General features: G+C 44.3%; 15 protein-coding genes. 10 read left to right on the forward strand and 5 right to left on the reverse strand.

The window, feature by feature from the left end:
- Positions 1–209: 209 nt before the first annotated feature.
- From IEV39_RS17235 to acnA, 5 genes are all read left to right on the forward strand, one after another.
- Positions 210–1,799, forward strand: a complete 1,590-nt coding sequence (locus IEV39_RS17235) for a peptide chain release factor 3 (protein ID WP_005283326.1) — start codon at positions 210–212, stop codon at positions 1,797–1,799.
- 125 nt (positions 1,800–1,924) lie between these two features.
- Positions 1,925–2,749, forward strand: coding sequence for a hypothetical protein (locus IEV39_RS17240; protein ID WP_005283330.1), 825 nt, complete (start codon positions 1,925–1,927; stop codon positions 2,747–2,749).
- A 119-nt stretch (positions 2,750–2,868) separates the two neighbouring features.
- Positions 2,869–3,777, forward strand: a complete 909-nt coding sequence (locus IEV39_RS17245) for an RsiV family protein (RefSeq protein WP_005283333.1) — start codon at positions 2,869–2,871, stop codon at positions 3,775–3,777.
- Positions 3,778–3,783: 6 nt separating this feature from the next.
- A complete protein-coding gene (locus tag IEV39_RS17250; protein ID WP_005283335.1) occupies positions 3,784–4,596 on the forward strand; it encodes a TatD family hydrolase in 813 nt (270 codons plus the stop codon).
- 119 nt (positions 4,597–4,715) lie between these two features.
- On the forward strand, positions 4,716–7,472 hold the full coding sequence (gene acnA, locus IEV39_RS17255) for an aconitate hydratase AcnA (protein ID WP_005283339.1): 2,757 nt from the start codon (positions 4,716–4,718) through the stop codon (positions 7,470–7,472).
- Between the two features lie 46 nt (positions 7,473–7,518).
- Here acnA and IEV39_RS17260 read toward each other — a convergent pair whose 3' ends face one another.
- A complete protein-coding gene (locus tag IEV39_RS17260) occupies positions 7,519–8,280 on the reverse strand; it encodes a hypothetical protein (RefSeq protein ID WP_005283342.1) in 762 nt (253 codons plus the stop codon).
- A 285-nt stretch (positions 8,281–8,565) separates the two neighbouring features.
- Here IEV39_RS17260 and IEV39_RS17265 point away from each other — a divergent pair, with 285 nt between their 5' ends.
- Positions 8,566–9,732, forward strand: a complete 1,167-nt coding sequence (locus IEV39_RS17265; protein WP_005283343.1) for an MFS transporter — start codon at positions 8,566–8,568, stop codon at positions 9,730–9,732.
- An 88-nt stretch (positions 9,733–9,820) separates the two neighbouring features.
- Positions 9,821–10,585 carry a tRNA threonylcarbamoyladenosine dehydratase gene (locus IEV39_RS17270; protein WP_005283346.1) on the forward strand — a complete coding sequence of 255 codons (765 nt, stop codon included), beginning with the start codon at positions 9,821–9,823 and terminating at the stop codon, positions 10,583–10,585.
- 16 nt (positions 10,586–10,601) lie between these two features.
- On the opposite strand, the gene IEV39_RS17275 is transcribed toward IEV39_RS17270, so the two are convergent.
- The 4 genes from IEV39_RS17275 to IEV39_RS17290 all read right to left on the reverse strand — a co-directional run bounded on the left by IEV39_RS17275 (position 10,602) and on the right by IEV39_RS17290 (position 14,093).
- Positions 10,602–11,081 (reverse strand): CHAP domain-containing protein, encoded by a 480-nt coding sequence (locus tag IEV39_RS17275; protein WP_005283349.1) that lies wholly within the window; start codon positions 11,079–11,081, stop codon positions 10,602–10,604.
- Between the two features lie 259 nt (positions 11,082–11,340).
- Positions 11,341–12,345 (reverse strand): tRNA dihydrouridine(20/20a) synthase DusA, encoded by a 1,005-nt coding sequence (gene dusA / locus IEV39_RS17280; protein WP_005283351.1) that lies wholly within the window; start codon positions 12,343–12,345, stop codon positions 11,341–11,343.
- A gap of 113 nt (positions 12,346–12,458) precedes the next feature.
- Positions 12,459–13,655: an MFS transporter gene (locus IEV39_RS17285; RefSeq protein WP_005283354.1), complete on the reverse strand. Its 1,197-nt coding sequence runs from the start codon at positions 13,653–13,655 to the stop codon at positions 12,459–12,461.
- Between the two features lie 18 nt (positions 13,656–13,673).
- Positions 13,674–14,093, reverse strand: a complete 420-nt coding sequence (locus tag IEV39_RS17290; protein ID WP_005283357.1) for a RidA family protein — start codon at positions 14,091–14,093, stop codon at positions 13,674–13,676.
- A gap of 67 nt (positions 14,094–14,160) precedes the next feature.
- On the opposite strand from IEV39_RS17290, the gene soxR reads away from it, so the two are divergent.
- From soxR to IEV39_RS17305, 3 genes are all read left to right on the forward strand, one after another.
- Positions 14,161–14,646, forward strand: a complete 486-nt coding sequence (gene soxR / locus IEV39_RS17295) for a redox-sensitive transcriptional activator SoxR (protein WP_126687705.1) — start codon at positions 14,161–14,163, stop codon at positions 14,644–14,646.
- Positions 14,647–15,352: 706 nt separating this feature from the next.
- Positions 15,353–16,480: a Re/Si-specific NAD(P)(+) transhydrogenase subunit alpha gene (locus tag IEV39_RS17300; RefSeq protein WP_005228719.1), complete on the forward strand. Its 1,128-nt coding sequence runs from the start codon at positions 15,353–15,355 to the stop codon at positions 16,478–16,480.
- A gap of 11 nt (positions 16,481–16,491) precedes the next feature.
- On the forward strand, positions 16,492–16,815 hold the full coding sequence (locus tag IEV39_RS17305) for a proton-translocating transhydrogenase family protein (protein ID WP_004774657.1): 324 nt from the start codon (positions 16,492–16,494) through the stop codon (positions 16,813–16,815).
- The last annotated feature ends 3 nt before the right edge of the window (positions 16,816–16,818 follow it).

The following is a 16,818-nucleotide window of genomic DNA, read 5'->3' on the forward strand; positions in this document are numbered from 1 at the left end:
GGTTGCAGATACTGGCGATGATGCAAGATCAACCGGTTCTGGAAACTGCGGATACAACTGCTCCTGTTTAGCGGGCAGCCTTTCAACAATCAATCAATATTTTCTTTAAATCTGCTACAATTGCGCCAATTTTAAATTCTTTCGCACGCTCTCTGCCTCTATCTCCATTTGCAGATACAGAGGGGTGCACAAAATTGTAGATTTTTCGCATGTTTAAAGATGAATTAGCGGCACAGGTTGCCCAACGACGCACATTTGCGATCATTTCCCACCCCGATGCGGGTAAGACCACCATGACAGAGAAACTGCTGTTATGGGGTAAGGCCATTCAGGTTGCGGGGATGGTAAAAAGCCGTAAGTCTGACCGTTCTGCCACATCCGACTGGATGGAAATGGAAAAAGAGCGTGGCATTTCGATTACCACCTCGGTGATGCAATTCCCTTATAAAAAGCACACCATCAACCTGCTGGATACACCGGGACATGAAGACTTCTCGGAAGATACCTATCGTACCTTGACGGCGGTTGACTCGGCACTCATGGTGATCGATGGCGCCAAAGGTGTCGAAGAACGAACCATTAAATTGATGGAAGTGTGTCGTATGCGCGATACGCCAATCATTTCATTCGTCAACAAAATGGACCGTGAAATCCGTGAGCCATTGGAATTGCTGGATGAAATTGAAAGTGTCCTGAATATCCGTTGCGTACCGATCACCTGGCCTTTGGGGATGGGACGTGACTTTGCGGGTGTCTACAACCTGCTAGAAGACAAGCTTTATGTTTATAAAGCTGGTTTTGGTTCAACCATTACCGATATCGATGTTCGTGATGGTTATGATCATCCGGATATCCGTGAAAAAGTGGGTGAGTTGGCATGGGCTTCTTTTGAAGAATCTCTTGAGCTGGTGCAGATGGCCAATGAACCACTGGACCGTGAACTATTCTTGCAAGGCAAGCAAACTCCTGTTCTGTTTGGTACTGCATTGGGTAACTTTGCCGTGGACCATGTTCTGGATACCTTTATTAACTGGGCACCAGAACCGAAAGCACATCCAACTCAAGAACGTATGGTAGAAGCCAAAGAAGAAGGTTTTACTGGCTTCGTGTTTAAGATTCAGGCCAACATGGACCCGAAACACCGTGACCGGATTGCCTTCATGCGTATTTGCTCAGGTAAATATGAAAAAGGCTTGAAAATGAATCATGTACGTATCGGTAAAGATGTGCGTATCAGTGATGCATTGACGTTCCTTGCGGGTGAGCGTGAGCATCTGGAAGAAGCTTGGCCGGGGGATATCATTGGTTTGCACAACCACGGTACCATCCAGATCGGTGATACCTTTACCAGCGGTGAAAGCTTGCACTTTACCGGTATTCCACACTTCGCACCGGAAATGTTCCGCCGTGTACGCTTGAAAGATCCTTTGAAATCGAAGCAATTGCAAAAAGGTTTGAAAGAATTATCTGAAGAAGGGGCAACTCAGGTGTTCATGCCACAAATCAGTAATGACCTGATTGTCGGTGCAGTCGGTGTGTTACAGTTTGATGTGGTGGCCTATCGCTTAAAAGAAGAATATAAGGTGGACTGTATTTATGAGCCGGTGAGTGTTCATACGGTACGCTGGATTCACTGTGATGATGACAAAATCCTGAATGAGTTTAAGAAGAAGGCACATGATCAGCTTTCAGTTGATGGTGGCGGTCACTTAACTTATCTGGCGCCAAGCCGTGTTAACTTGCAATTGATGCAAGAACGCTGGCCGGATATCCAGTTCCGTAACACACGAGAACATTAGAATCTCCCTAAATCCCTCTTTATGAAAGAGGGACTTTATCACGAGTCCTAAAAATATTTAATTCGTGATACTCCTCCCTTTTTATAAAGGGAGGTTGGGAGGGATTAAAATAAAAGGATGATGAGATGAATGCTTTAAAACCACTTTTTGCTGTCAGTGTCTTGATTGGAATGATGGCTTTAACCGCATGTGATCATCCAGATAAAAATAAAGCCGATACTGCCGAAAGTAAACCGGCTGCGGCACCAGTTGAAAAAGCTGAAGTCCTGCCTTACTTAAATATGAAAGAGGCCAAGGCAGACTATGCCTTGCCATTTTGTGAAAAGAAAAACTGTATTGATGTTGATATCCAGACGGTAAAAACGCAGGACGAATGGCTAAATGCATGGATTGCAAAAAATCAGTCCAAGGTGATCCAGCAGCAAATTGAACTGGATAAAAACCTGACGCTGCAACAGGCCATTAATGCCTATGTGAAAAAGTCAGATGAGTGGCAGGACAAGTATTCTAAAAATAAGGCCTATGAACTGCATCTGAATACCCGGATTGCTTCACAGCGCAATCAATATGTGCTGTTACAGGTGGGGGTTAATGCCCAGCAAGAAGATATTGCGGTGAAAGATCGCTTCTATTTTTTTGTGGCAGATCGCAAGTTGCAAAAGAGTCTGAGCGTGCTGGATGTGATCCAGAAAAATCAGCAAAATGCCTTAAATGATATTGTACAGGCCCATTATCAACAATGGATTGCAAAACAATCGGCAGAAGTGAAAAAACAGGTGCCAAAAAAACTGTATTGGGGTCAGGCAGACTGGTTCTTTGATGGTGAGGGTATCGGTTTACATTATCGGGCCAATGAAATCAGTAAAGATGCCCCGCAACTGGATATTTATTTAACCACTGAACAGACTCGGCAGATGCTGCAAGCTGAGATTTATCAGCAGATGTTTTGATTTTGTTTAGATTGACTTTTTTAAGTTTCGTATAGAAATTGCATGTGCTTCTAGCAGTTTTGCATTAACTTCGATAGCATTTAAAAATCTTGTGTAATAACAATGCTTATAGGTCTCAGATGGAAACATTTTATAAATATAGCGTTCTTGCATGTGCTGTTTTGCTTGCAGCCTGCCAGCCTAAATCGGAGCCAAAACAATCACAGGATAAGCCGCAAGATCCACCTGCGGTACAACAGCAGGCTGAACCGGTTTTACAAGGCGAAACGGTTAAGATTCCGGTAAAACTCCCTGAATGTAAGGGCAATACGTGTCCTGACTTTACGGTTGAGCGTTTGCAAAGTAATTTCCCGTTTATCGATCAGTTGCTTGATCAGCAAATTCTTGAACAGCTTGGCAAAATGCTTGAGGTGGTCGATGCGGATGCACTGGCTGCTTCAACCGCAAAAAGCACTGAAGCAAAATCCGATCTGGACAGTCAGGCGCAGTTATATGCAGATTCATTTGTCAAAATTGATGAAGAGTTAAAAGCGTTAAGTAGCAGCCACCAGATCAGCTTAATGATCAAGCCGAAGATCTTGCAGCCGAAAGGTAAACTGGCAACCGTAGTGCTGAATAGCAGCAGTTATTTAGGTGGGGCGCATGGCGCAACCTCGCAACGTTATTACAACTTTGATCTGGCAAATCAGAAACAGGTGCAGTTGCAGGATCTGTTATTGCCAAAACAGAAAGCGACCTTAGACAAGCTGGCTCATGAAGCGTTTAAAACCTGGATTGTGGATTCCAAACTGGCCACAGATCCTAAGGAATACGAACAGGCTTGGCCATTTCAGGTGACAGATAATTTCTTATTGGGTGAACAGGGGCTGATCCTGCAATATGGTGAATATGATATTGGCCCGTATGTGGTCGGTTTGCCGCGTCTGGTGATTCCATTTAGTGAATTACAAGGGGTATTAAAACCTGAATATTTGCCAAAAGTGGACGCGCCGGCTGCCTCTACACCTGTCGCAAATGAGAACAAGTAAGCGCTGATGCAACTGTTCGATACCCATACCCATTTTGATGTTGCCGATTTTGATCATGATCGGCAACAGTTGGCTGTGCAGGCCAAACAGGTGGGGGTCGCGGCATTGGTGTTAATCGGTTTTCTGCAATCACGATTCGATGAGTTGATTCAGACTCATCAGCAATTACAAGGCTGGGAGCATGTACCGCAGTCTTATCTGGCGCCCGGTTTACATCCCTTTTATATCGAACAGCATCAGCCCGAACATTTACAGGATTTAGAACAGATTTTGCAGCAGCTTGATTGTGTAGCAATCGGTGAAATTGGTCTGGATACCTTTTTAAAACAGCATAAACAGCCTGAATTATTGAGCAAACAACAGCATTATTTTATTGAGCAATTACAACTTGCCAAGCAATATCAAAAACCGGTGCTGTTGCATATCCGTAAAGCACATGCTGAAACCATTGCGATTTTAAAGGCGCAAAAATTCAAGTTAGGCGGGATTGCGCATGCTTTTAGTGGCGGTGTAGAAGAAGCCAAAGCCATGATCAAGCTGGGCTTTAAAATCGGCATCACCGGGCAAATTACCAATCCCAATGCCAAAAAACTGCATCAGGTGGTGCATGCCATTGGTCCCGAACATCTGGTGATTGAAACCGATTGCCCGGATATGACGCCGTTGTGCTGTCAGACTTCAACCGAACATCGAACCCGCAATACGCCTGTCAATTTACCTTATGTGTTAGACAGCTTGGCGCAAATACTTGAGCTGCCCCAAGCACAGCTTGCCCAGCAATTGTGGCAAAACTCATGTGCAGCCTTGCATCTCGGATAACAACCATAATCCCGTTAAAAATAAGGTAACTAAAAGGGAACACATCCATTCCCAAACAGGGTTACATTAAACAGAGAACTTCATAATAAACAATCAGCCAATACTGGGAGGGTAACCTGATGGCCAGATATAGCAAAATCAATAGTTTCAATGCATTACAAACACTTACCGTCGGTTCTAAATCTTATCAAATTTTTAACCTTCCGCATGCAGCACAGACACTGGGTAATATTGACCGCCTACCCAAGTCACTCAAGGTTTTGCTAGAAAATTTACTGCGCTTTGAAGATGGAAAAAGTGTAAAAGTCGAGCATATTCAGGCGCTGGTGGACTGGCAGAAAAGCAAACGTTCAGATCAGGAAATTCAATATCGTCCTGCCCGGGTATTGATGCAGGATTTCACCGGTGTACCTGCGGTAGTCGATCTGGCTGCCATGCGTGCAGCCATGGCGCAGGCCGGGGGGGATCCAAACAGGATTAATCCGCTTTCCCCGGTGGATCTGGTTATTGACCATTCGGTGATGGTGGATCATTTCGCCAATCATCAGGCTTTTGCCGAGAATGTCGAAATTGAAATGCAACGTAACGGTGAACGTTATCAATTCCTGCGTTGGGGGCAGTCTGCGTTTAATAACTTTAGCGTAGTACCTCCGGGCACCGGAATTTGTCATCAGGTTAATCTGGAATATCTGGCACAAGCGGTGTGGCTAGGAGAAGATGAAGGGCAGGATTTTGCGTTTCCGGATACCTTAGTCGGCACAGATTCACATACCACCATGATTAACGGATTGGGTGTGCTTGGTTGGGGTGTTGGCGGGATTGAAGCCGAAGCGGCCATGCTGGGACAACCGGTATCGATGTTGATTCCGGAAGTGATCGGTTTCAAATTGACCGGCAAACTGAACGAAGGCATTACTGCAACCGATCTGGTGTTGACCATTACCCAGATGCTACGTCAAAAAGGCGTGGTGGGTAAATTTGTTGAATTCTATGGCGATGGTCTGGCTGATTTGCCTTTGGCGGACCGTGCCACCATTGCCAATATGGCGCCAGAGTATGGCGCGACCTGCGGTTTCTTCCCGATTGATGAAGTTACACTCGGCTATTTAGCCCTGACAGGTCGTCAACAACAACGCATTGATCTGGTTGAGGCCTATAGCAAGGCACAGGGCCTATGGCGTAATGCCGGAGATGAGCCGGTTTTCACCGATACTCTGAGTCTGGATATGAACACGGTACAAGCCAGTCTGGCTGGACCAAAACGTCCGCAAGATCGTGTATTACTGTCTGATGTACCGAAAACCTTTAATGCCCTGATGGAACTGACACTAAAACCAGCCAAAGAAGCCAAAGAACGTCTGGAAAATGAAGGTGGCGGCGGTACGGCGGTAGAGGCACAGAAAGCCAATCTGGGGCATGAACAGCCGTCTTGTACCATTGATGGAAAATCTTATCCTTTAAATGATGGTGATGTGGTGATTTCTGCAATTACCTCGTGTACCAATACCTCTAACCCAAGCGTGATGCTGGCTGCAGGTCTACTGGCCAAAAAAGCGATCGAGAAAGGTTTGCAACGTAAACCTTGGGTCAAAAGCTCACTGGCACCTGGCTCTAAAGTGGTAACCGATTATCTGGCGGCAGCAGGTTTAACCCCTTATCTGGATCAATTGGGTTATAACCTAGTGGGTTATGGGTGTACCACCTGTATCGGTAACTCGGGGCCGTTGCCTGACCCGATTGAAGCCGCCATTCAGTGTCATGACTTAAATGTGGCGTCGGTACTGTCAGGTAACCGTAACTTTGAAGGGCGTGTGCATCCACTGGTGAAAACTAACTGGCTGGCATCACCACCGCTGGTCGTGGCCTATGGTTTAACCGGCAATATCCGGACTGACTTAACCACGCAACCGATTGGGCAAGGTAAAGATGGACAGGATGTTTACCTAAAAGATATCTGGCCAAGCCAGTCCGAAATTGATGCCGTACTACAGAAAGTGAATACCGAGATGTTCCATAAGGAATATGCTGCAGTGTTTGATGGTGATGCGACCTGGCAAGCGATCCAGATTCCACAGAGCCAGACTTATGCTTGGCAAAATAATTCCACCTATATTCGCCATCCGCCATTTTTTGAGGAGATTAACCAGCCGCCGAAAGCCATCGCTAATATTGAACAGGCCAATATTCTGGCGGTACTGGGAGACTCGGTTACAACAGACCACATCTCACCTGCGGGTAATATCAAGAAAGACAGTCCTGCCGGGCGTTATTTACAGGATCAAGGTGTTGAACCAAAAGACTTTAACTCCTATGGATCGCGACGTGGTAATCACGAAGTGATGATGCGTGGCACCTTTGCCAATATCCGCATTAAAAACGAGATGCTGGGTGGTGAAGAGGGTGGTAATACCCTGTATATTCCGACAGGCGAAAAGATGTCGATTTATGATGCTGCGATGCGTTATCAGCAACAGCACACGCCATTGGTGATTATTGCAGGTAAGGAATATGGGACTGGCTCCTCACGCGACTGGGCTGCCAAAGGAACCAACTTACTGGGTGTCAAAGCCGTGATTGCCGAAAGTTTTGAACGCATTCACCGCTCGAATCTGGTGGGAATGGGCGTGTTGCCATTGCAGTTTGTGGATGGGCAAACCCGTCAGTCCTTGAATTTAACTGGGCATGAAACCATTTCTATCCATGGCTTGTCCGATGATATTCAACCGCACCAGACACTGGATGTTGAGGTCGTTCGGAAAGATGGTAGTCAGGCCAAATTTAAGGTGCTATGTCGAATCGATACCTTGAATGAAGTGGAATACTTTAAGGCGGGCGGTATTCTGCATTATGTTTTACGCAATTTGATTGCTGCTTAATTGAAGTGAGCCCTGTGCATTTACAGGGCTTTTTTCATTTCAGAATTTAACTAAATCTGAATAACTTCTTTAGGCTAAAGCTCGGCTTCAACGACCAAACACCCCAACGATTAAAATATAGTGAGTCTTCCTCGAAGAAATCACTCGATTGTTTTTTGTGAAGTTTTAATACTTCTGCTCCTTCCTCTACAGAAAAAGTTTGATTCTCTAACAGGGTTGGATTCTCTATCAGTAAATAGAGTAAAAACTGATTCAAGACATAGGAGGCATGTTCTACTCTTAAGTTGATACAGCCGTCAGCTTTCCCAAATTGATGCATACCACAAGAATAAAGTGAGTCCTGATCGAAAACAGTGGGAATAAATGCTTTATATAAATCAAATAGATTCTCTGCATCAAAGTTCAGCCAGTCCGATCGAAGATGAGTCACTCCAGACGTTTCAACTTTAATGGCTAATCCACCGGCTTTGAGTAGCGCCTGACCCAGTAACAGTGCTTGTTGTGCTAAGGCTATTGATCCGGCTTTGCAAATCACATAAACCACCATCTGATGTTGCTCGATTTGTTGTAGTTCTTGTTCTGAAAAACGATCCATACTTTGCTGCCTAAATATCTGGCTTACACGAGGATCATTTTTATGCTCTTCAATTTCAGCAAAATAATCACTGGCTAACGCTTTAATAATTAACCCTGCGTAAATATAGCCTGTGTCATGGGTCAATAGCGCCTGTAATAAGGCTGAATGATTTTGCCAGATACCTGGAATACATAAGATAATGTCCTGTTGATCTTGTTTATCCATAATCATATTTTCGAATCAATTATTTTTTTATCATACAATACTCCTTATTAAACTCTGCCTTTATTTGTAATGCTATTGATCAAAATAGATGAGTCGATTGCTTTAAATGGTTGAGCTATCGATGTTTAAATTAAATCTATTTGGGCTGCCAATTGTTGATATTAAGACTTTCTTGAGTGTGGTTATATCTCCCAGTAAATTGTCTAAAAAGATGAAGGCGGGTCTTTTATCTTTTTTATTTAAATTTGAGCTGTTTAGGATTAAGGTGTTGGTAATCAGTCATTCAGGAAGATGGTTTTGAACCAGTTACCGCGATATGTTTATTATTTATTGGTTGCCCAAGCATTTAATTTAATTGCAGCAGTATTGTCGGTCACAGTTTCAGCCATTGTCGGTTTAAAACTTGCGCCCACGCAGGCCTTGGCAACCATACCCTATGGCTTGCAATTTCTGGCCATGTTACTGACGACGTTTATCTTTTCATTTCTGATGAAAAAACTGGGTCGACATATCGTATTCCAGTTTGGGTGTATTTGTCTTTTCTTCGCGGGCATACTGGGCTATCTGGCCTTACAACGCGAACAGTTTGATCTATTATGTCTCAGTCATTTTTCGCTGGGTTTATTCATTTCCACAGCTAACTTTTACCGTTTTGCAGCTTCGGATCGACTGGCGCCAGATTTAATTCCAAAAGCGACGGCGATGGTAATTTCAGGTGGTGTGGTGGCCGCTGTGATTGCACCAATGTTGGCAATTCAGTTTCAACAGCTACAAGGTTTACCGGATTTTACCGCGATCTATTGTATTTTCAGTATGCTGGCGCTGTTGCTATCACCCATTTTATATCTCTGGAATCGCAAGTTTAAATTACAACAGGCCCAGCAGGTGGTAACTGATTTAATACCGCGCGCCAAACTCCCGGTCAACCTGATTGCTGCTGCCATGATCAGTGGTGCATTTGCCTATTATGTGATGAATGTCATGATGATTATGTCTTCCTTACAGTTAAAGCAACATCATAGCTTTCATTACGCCTCAATCTCGATCCAGCTGCATGTTCTGGCCATGTTTATTCCTTCGTTCTTTGTGTCGAAGCTGGTCCAGCGCTGGGGAATCAATCGGACGATTTATACGGGTTTTATTTTACTGATGTTGTCCTCTTTGATTCCGATACTGGGACAAAAGGGAATTTATATGAATGTTGCATTAATTGTGCTGGGTGTGGGCTGGAACTTCGCGTATTCAGGTGCTTCGACTTTACTGGCTGGATTAAACGAACAGCAAAAGCATCGCGTACAAGGACTGAATGAAACCATGATCGCCTTGTGCGCCACCTTGGGCGCATTCTTGCCAGCACCGATTTTGACCCAACTGGGCTGGATGAATGCCAACCTGCTGGCTTTAGTGTTGAGTGCCACTATTTTTGTCATATTTATTGTGCTCAGCCGACGCAGCTAATCGATAACAGGTGGCTTATCTTCCTCACCCAAACCGACTAAAACACGTTAAAATAACGCTTTGCTGAACTGTATAGATCACTGCTGATATGACTGATGTACCTGTAAATGATGAATATGACCGCCGTTTTGCTGGTGTGGCCAAAATTTATGGAGAAGATGCCTTTGCTCATTACGAGCAAAGCCATGTCATGGTCATCGGCATTGGTGGTGTCGGCAGTTGGGCAGTGGAAGCACTGGCACGTACAGGGATTGGCGAACTCACCTTGGTGGATATGGATGTCGTTGCGGCATCAAACATCAACCGTCAATTGCCTGCAATGAGTTCAACACTGGGACAAGAGAAAATTGAAGTGATGGCCGAACGGTGCCGTCAAATTAATCCACGTATGCAAGTCAATGTGATTGATGACTATCTCACACCCGAAAATGTCAAAGAGATTCTTAATCCGGTGCCGACCCTCATTTTAGATTGTATTGATGACGTCAAAGCCAAGCTTGCCCTGATGCTACATTGTCGCTTTAACAAGATACCTCTGATTGTTTCCGGCGGGGCAGGTGGCAAGCTCGATCCACTGAAAATCCGTGTCGCAGACTTATCCAAGACCGAGCAAGACCCAATGTTGGCAAAGTTGCGTACCCAACTTCGTTCAATGGGGATTTGCAAAAAGCCAAAAGAGAAATTTGGAATTACTTGTGTTTATTCGATTGATAATCCGTTTTCGAGTGCAGAGGTGTGTCCAAGTGCCAGACTACGTTGTGGTGGCTATGGTTCTGCAGTGGTGGTGACATCAAGCTTTGCAATGGTTGCCGTTGCGGAAGTCCTGAAAAAACTGGATAAGATCAGGACTTAAATCATCATCTGAACGATTAAGCTTGTGGATATTGCGGTGCTAAGCGGTAATAGCTGTAAGTGACATTGGGATCTTTATAAACGTCATAGCTGCGTTGCTTATAATCAGACACCCATTGTGAACCTGTGAAGCCTGCAATGTGACCGTAACGATGCTTTTTGGTGCGGTGAATAATGTAAATATCACCTGGTTGAGGGTTATTAAAATCAGGCGTAATTTGTTGATAGCCGATCTGTTGTAAGGTACCACCCCAGTCCGAAGCGGCAACAGGATGTTGTACGATTTTAGCCCCAGCAGATTGTAAAGCGATTCTGACGAATTTGGCACATTGAGATGAGCTGCGATACGATGCTCTTTTAGCGAGTTTTTGCGAGAATTTATCTACATCAATCCCTGCTACTGATGGAGGCTTCGGCATTTCTCGATAAGGAATAACCACCTGCTGAGCAGGGGGGTGAATCATACTGTGATCAACTGAAGGTACATCATAAATCATTGTGAATCTCTACCGCATTTTCAAAACAACTGAACGTGTGCCAGAATCTATTACGCGGCACATGGTAAGCGATAAATCTCAAAAAAACCAAAATGTAATGTAATAATATAACAAATTTTCGAATTTATAATGAATTCTTAATCAATATTTATTGAAGATTTACTTAATTATAAGCAAGTTATGTGACACACAATAAAAAATTTCAGATTTGTAAAATCATATTTCACAGTGTGAAGTGTGTCACGTTTTTTGGGTTCACTCAGGCTTGATGCTCTTTCAGATAATCTTCAGTACGCTGCATGGCGGCTTGAATATTTTGAATGGCCGTTTCAATATCGCCAATGGTTTTTGCATTGCCGCCACTGAGAGCCTGACGCCATTTTCGTGCGCCCGGCAAGTTCTGGAATAGACCTAAAATATGACGGGTGATAATCGATAATGGAGCGCCTTCTGCAACGCGTTGATGAATATACGGCATCATTTGCTGCATGATCTCAAAACGATCAGGCGCTTCCAGATTCCAGAGTTGTCCCATCTCCGCCAATAAATATGGGTTATGGTAGGCCTCACGACCAATCATCACTCCATCAACATGCTGTAAATGCTGCTGGGTTTCTGCAAAGGTTTTAATCCCGCCATTGATTTCAATGGTCAGGTGAGGACGTTCTAGTTTCAGACGATACACATCTTCATAACGTAAAGGGGGCACATCACGGTTTTCTTTCGGTGATAAACCTTGCAAGATCGCAATACGCGCATGCACGATAAAATGCGTACAACCTGTTGCTGCGACAGTGTCGACAAAATGCAGCATTTCTTCATAAGACTGCATATCATCGATCCCGATACGATGTTTCACAGTGACCGGAATTGACACGGCTTTTTGCATGCTATGAAGACATTCGGCGACCAGATGAGGCTCCGCCATTAAACATGCACCAATTTTATTATTCTGAACGCGATCACTTGGACAGCCGACATTCAAGTTGACTTCATCATAACCCCAATCCTCTGCCATTTTGCTACAGGTCGCGAGTTCTTGTGGGTTTGAACCACCCAGCTGTAACACGATCGGGTGTTCTTCTTTGTTGAAGTCGAGATGACGATTGGCACCGCCGTAAATAATCGCACCTGTCGTCACCATTTCGGTATAGAGCACCACATTGGGGTTAAACAGGCGTGCAAAGAAACGATAGTCTTTTGTTGTCCAATCCATCATTGGCGCAACGGAAATACGTGGCTTTAATGATTCTAGTGATGGCATAAACGGCTCTCGGATGTGGACAAGAAAAGAAAGGGCAGCATTATACGAGTTTTAGCAAAATTTCACCAATGCTGATCCTGATCACTTCAATTTTTAAGCATAAACAGCCAGATTTAAGACGCTACAATCTGGTTTTGCTTGGTCGCAACATAATCTATAAAGCTAAATAGCATGCAGGCCAATACCAGACTGATGCCTGCCAGACAGGTTGCACTCCAGCCACCATGATTCCAGGCAAAAATTCCCAAAGCCGAACCACCAGCGCCGCCAGTGAAGTAGGCAGTCATATAAATGGCATTAATCCGTGATTTGGCATCGGGACGTAACCGGAAAATAATGCTCTGGTTACTGGTATGGACTAATGCTAAAGCTAACTGGATTAATGCAAATCCAAGAATATAGCTCACTAAAACCGTTTGACCGAAATAGAAAAATATCCAGCTGAGAATGAATAAGGCACAACCGATCCAGGTCAGTCGGCTGGTATAGCCCTGATCTGCATATTTACCAATATATTGGGTAGAAAGCGCCCCAAAAATACCGACCAGTGGCACCATGCCAATCAGCAGGTCTTGTAGATGATGGGCTGAGGTCAGCAACAGGGCGATGGTTGAATATAAAATACTGACCGCAGCAAAGGCAAAACCACCCGCGAGTGCGCGTAACACCAAACGCTTTTCTTGCTTCAGCAGTTGTGCCATGGAGACAAAAACCTGACCATAATTCAGCTTCATACGCATGACATAAGGCAGGCGGCTTTTTAAGGCATAGGCCAGAATCAACATCAGAATGCCACTGACCACATAAATGACTTTCCAGTGAAACAGGTTGGAGAATAATCCTGCAAGACTGGTTGAAAGCAAGATACCGACCAGTAAACCACTCATCAAAAAGCCAATCACTTCGCCTGTTTTTTCAGGTTTTACCGTCATGGTGGCCAGAGGAATCAGCACTTGAGCTGCCACTGAAAACAGGCCAGCCATCACCGTGCCCAACCACAACATCGGTAAATTTACTGAAAAGGCACTGATGAACAAGCCAATAGCACATAAACCCATCAATAAAGGAATAAATCGGGTTTTGTTGACCACATCGCCCATTGGCACAATAAACAGCAGGCCGAGTGCATAGGACACTTGCGCAAAGGTGACAGTTAGGGCTGCCTGACCTTCGCTCACCGAAAAATATTGCTGAATCGAATGAATCAAGGGCTGACTATAATAGTTGGCGCCCGCACATAAACCGCATGCCGCTGCCATAAACCAAAGTAAAGTTTTATTTTGACTGATATCTTCTTGAGGGATAGACATAGGATTCTCTATTCTGATTTATGCGGTATAAGCGATGGCTTCGATTTCGACTTGCATGTTTTCTAGGGCTAGCGCAGGTACAGGAATCAGGGTGCAAGCAGGAAATGCCTGATCTTTCCATAAGCTTTGCATGATCGCGACCAGCGCCTGAAGCTTATCAGCATCATGATTGACGACCAGAATTCGTAGCATGGCAATATCTGACAGTTTCGCTTGGGCTGAAGCTAAAGCCTGCTGAATATTATAGAAGACTTGTTGTACCTGTTGGTCAAAATATTCTGACAGCTCGCCATTTTTATTTTCGCCACCCTGACCTGTGATATGAATCATCCGCATATTGGGCTTTACAATCGCGACGTGACTATAGCCATTGCGATGCGGGTCATAGAGTGCATCGGGGTTGATCAATTGAAATGCATCTGTATGGGGCTGATTCATGCTAAAACTCATTCTAGTGGCTGTGGTATGTTAGTATCAAAGCTCAAGTTAACTAGAGGTCAAGCAGATTTTGAAACAACAATTACAGACTTGGCTGAGTATTGGCGAACTGGCGAAAAGAAGTGGTGTTTCAGTTCCAACCATCCGTTTTTATGAAGAAAAAGAATTGATCTGGGGCACGCGAACCGCAGGTAACCAACGTCGTTATCAACGGGCGATGTTGAGAAGGATTGCCATTATTAAAGCAGCCCAGCAAGTCGGGATCAGCTTGCAACAGATGAAAGAGAGTTTTGCGACCCTGCCGAAGCAGCAAGTGGCCACGAAAAAAGATTGGCAAGTCATGTCACAACAATGGCAGGGACAACTCGATCAGCAAATCATGATGTTGCTTCAGCTACGTCAACAACTGGATCAATGTATTGGTTGTGGCTGCCTGTCTTTGCAACAATGTCCATTAAGAAACCCAGAAGATTGTCTCGCAGAAGAGGCAATGGGGGCACATTTTCAGGAAATTTTATTATTGCTGAACCAGAAGGATGAAGCGAGTCATTGAGTTGTTTAATTTTTGCACCAATATTGTGCAAAAATACGGCTTTTGCTAGACAAAACCATACAAATATCACTTGAAAAAATGCCTGCTCAAGTTTTTACATTTCTTTTTGGTTTTTCTGAGGGTTTATCTCAATTCAATTCAGATTTATTGATAAGAGAATTTGTCATTTCATCACAAGTCATCCAGCAAGTATTGCTGACACATTCATAAAGAAGTCGCCGAAACGACCAAGAGAAACGCAAGAGAAGCCAATCCCACTCCCCAGCAGCATGTCTATGATGCTGATTCAACCCATTATTTTTGAATAGCCACAATAAAAACCAAAGGATTATAAACGGAACTTGGTTCAAGGCTGTTCAAGATAAGGATGAGGAGTAAATTTGTTGAATAAATGCCGTGTGGGTGTACCTTCTGGTACGGAATACCGCAATTAAAACTGAACGGATCGCTTGGAGACTGATCAAAATTTCATATTAAGAATATATGAATGGAGAGCTTTGCTTTTCAAAAAGTCAAACATGCTGAGCATACAAGTTTTCAATATAAATGTGAATCATCAGTTCAAAATATGGGTATTTATTAAATAAATATTGGGTGGAAATTTAAAAAACTTCCATTAGAATCCAAATTTCTACAAAGAATACTCCTGGGGGAAACATTGCTATTGGCGATGTTTACTTAAGAAAAACTAGCTTGAGGGACGCTCATGCAGATCGGAATCCCAACCGAAACTGTCGCTGGTGAAAGTCGTGTAGCGGCTACACCGGAAACAGTGAAGAAGTTGATTAACGCAGGTCATAGCGTTGTCATTGAACGTGGTGCTGGTGTTAAAGCTGCGTATATTGACAGTGCTTATGAACAAGTTGGCGCAACCATTACGGACGATGCATATACAGGTAGCCAAATTATTTTGAAGGTACGTGCCCCTAAAGGCGACGAAATTCAAAAACTTGCGGCGAATACGACTGTGGTTGCAATGTTTGACCCTTACCGCAATCCAGAACTAGACCAGTTTGCTGCTCAGCAAGTGTCTGCTTTTGCTTTAGAACTGCTTCCACGTACGCTGTCTCGCGCACAAAATATGGATGTACTTTCTTCTCAGGCAAACTTGGCAGGCTATAAGTCTGTATTGTTAGCAGCGGCTGAATATCAACGTATGTTCCCAATGTTAATGACCGCAGCAGGTACCGTAAAACCTGCCCGTGTTGTGATTATGGGAGTGGGTGTTGCTGGTCTTCAGGCGATTGCGACTGCGAAACGTTTGGGTGCTGTTGTGGAAGCAACAGACTTACGTCCGACCGCAAAAGAGCAAGTTGAATCTCTAGGCGGCAAATGGCTAGACGTACCAATGTCAGATGAAGAAAAACAACGTGCTGCTGAAGCTGCGAAAAGCGGTTATGGTTGGCAGCCGGGTGAGCAATACATCAAAGATCAAGCTGCGATTGTCGATAAAGCTGTATCAAATGCTGACATCGTAATCACCACTGCATTGATTCCAGGTCGTAATGCTCCGCGTTTAATTAAAGCTGAAACCGTTGCCAAAATGAAACCGGGTTCTGTCATTTTAGATATGGCTGTTGAGACGGGTGGTAACGTTGAAGGTTCTAAAGAAGGCGAAACGGTTACAACTGAAAATGGCGTGAAAATTTTGGGTATCCCAAACATTCCAGGTACGGTTGCAACAGAAGCATCGGCATTGTATGCGCGTAACGTTTTTAACTTCCTTGAGACATTATTCGACAAAGACAAAGGCTTTGCGATTAATCAGGAAGATGAAATCCAGAAAGCGTTACTTGTGGCACATGGCGGTCAAGTACTGCTCAAGCGCGGTTAAGGAGAGTTCTCATGGTTGAAACGATTACAATTTTCGTCCTTGCCATCTTCGTAGGTTATTACGTGGTGTGGGGCGTAACACCTGCATTGCATACCCCTTTAATGGCGGTAACCAACGCGTTGTCTTCAATTATTGTGGTGGGCGCGATGATCCAGACTGTGGGGATGCCTGCGATTGGTGTGGATGCCAATGTTGCATTCCAGAGTGTCAATGTGGTGAGTGTGCTTGGTGCGATTGCTGTGTTTCTGGCGAGCATTAACATTTTCGGTGGCTTTGCTGTAACTGCTCGTATGCTTGAAATGTTCAAGCCGAAGCAAAAGAAAAAAGAGGGCTAAGCG

Source organism: Acinetobacter courvalinii (genome assembly GCF_014635545.1).
Lineage (GTDB): Bacteria > Pseudomonadota > Gammaproteobacteria > Pseudomonadales > Moraxellaceae > Acinetobacter > Acinetobacter courvalinii.

What these genes read in the sequence shown, in the direction of transcription:
- IEV39_RS17260 (WP_005283342.1), bottom strand. Translation starts at nt 8,280, where the DNA reads ATGATTATGGATAAACAAGATCAACAGGACATTATCTTATGTATTCCA.
- IEV39_RS17285 (WP_005283354.1), bottom strand. Translation starts at nt 13,655, where the DNA reads ATGTCTATCCCTCAAGAAGATATCAGTCAAAATAAAACTTTACTTTGG.
- IEV39_RS17270 (WP_005283346.1), top strand. Translation starts at nt 9,821, where the DNA reads ATGACTGATGTACCTGTAAATGATGAATATGACCGCCGTTTTGCTGGT.
- IEV39_RS17240 (WP_005283330.1), top strand. Translation starts at nt 1,925, where the DNA reads ATGAATGCTTTAAAACCACTTTTTGCTGTCAGTGTCTTGATTGGAATG.
- IEV39_RS17245 (WP_005283333.1), top strand. Translation starts at nt 2,869, where the DNA reads ATGGAAACATTTTATAAATATAGCGTTCTTGCATGTGCTGTTTTGCTT.
- IEV39_RS17275 (WP_005283349.1), bottom strand. Translation starts at nt 11,081, where the DNA reads ATGATTTATGATGTACCTTCAGTTGATCACAGTATGATTCACCCCCCT.
- IEV39_RS17265 (WP_005283343.1), top strand. Translation starts at nt 8,566, where the DNA reads ATGGTTTTGAACCAGTTACCGCGATATGTTTATTATTTATTGGTTGCC.
- IEV39_RS17300 (WP_005228719.1), top strand. Translation starts at nt 15,353, where the DNA reads ATGCAGATCGGAATCCCAACCGAAACTGTCGCTGGTGAAAGTCGTGTA.
- acnA (WP_005283339.1), top strand. Translation starts at nt 4,716, where the DNA reads ATGGCCAGATATAGCAAAATCAATAGTTTCAATGCATTACAAACACTT.
- IEV39_RS17290 (WP_005283357.1), bottom strand. Translation starts at nt 14,093, where the DNA reads ATGAATCAGCCCCATACAGATGCATTTCAATTGATCAACCCCGATGCA.
- IEV39_RS17235 (WP_005283326.1), top strand. Translation starts at nt 210, where the DNA reads ATGTTTAAAGATGAATTAGCGGCACAGGTTGCCCAACGACGCACATTT.
- IEV39_RS17305 (WP_004774657.1), top strand. Translation starts at nt 16,492, where the DNA reads ATGGTTGAAACGATTACAATTTTCGTCCTTGCCATCTTCGTAGGTTAT.
- dusA (WP_005283351.1), bottom strand. Translation starts at nt 12,345, where the DNA reads ATGCCATCACTAGAATCATTAAAGCCACGTATTTCCGTTGCGCCAATG.
- IEV39_RS17250 (WP_005283335.1), top strand. Translation starts at nt 3,784, where the DNA reads ATGCAACTGTTCGATACCCATACCCATTTTGATGTTGCCGATTTTGAT.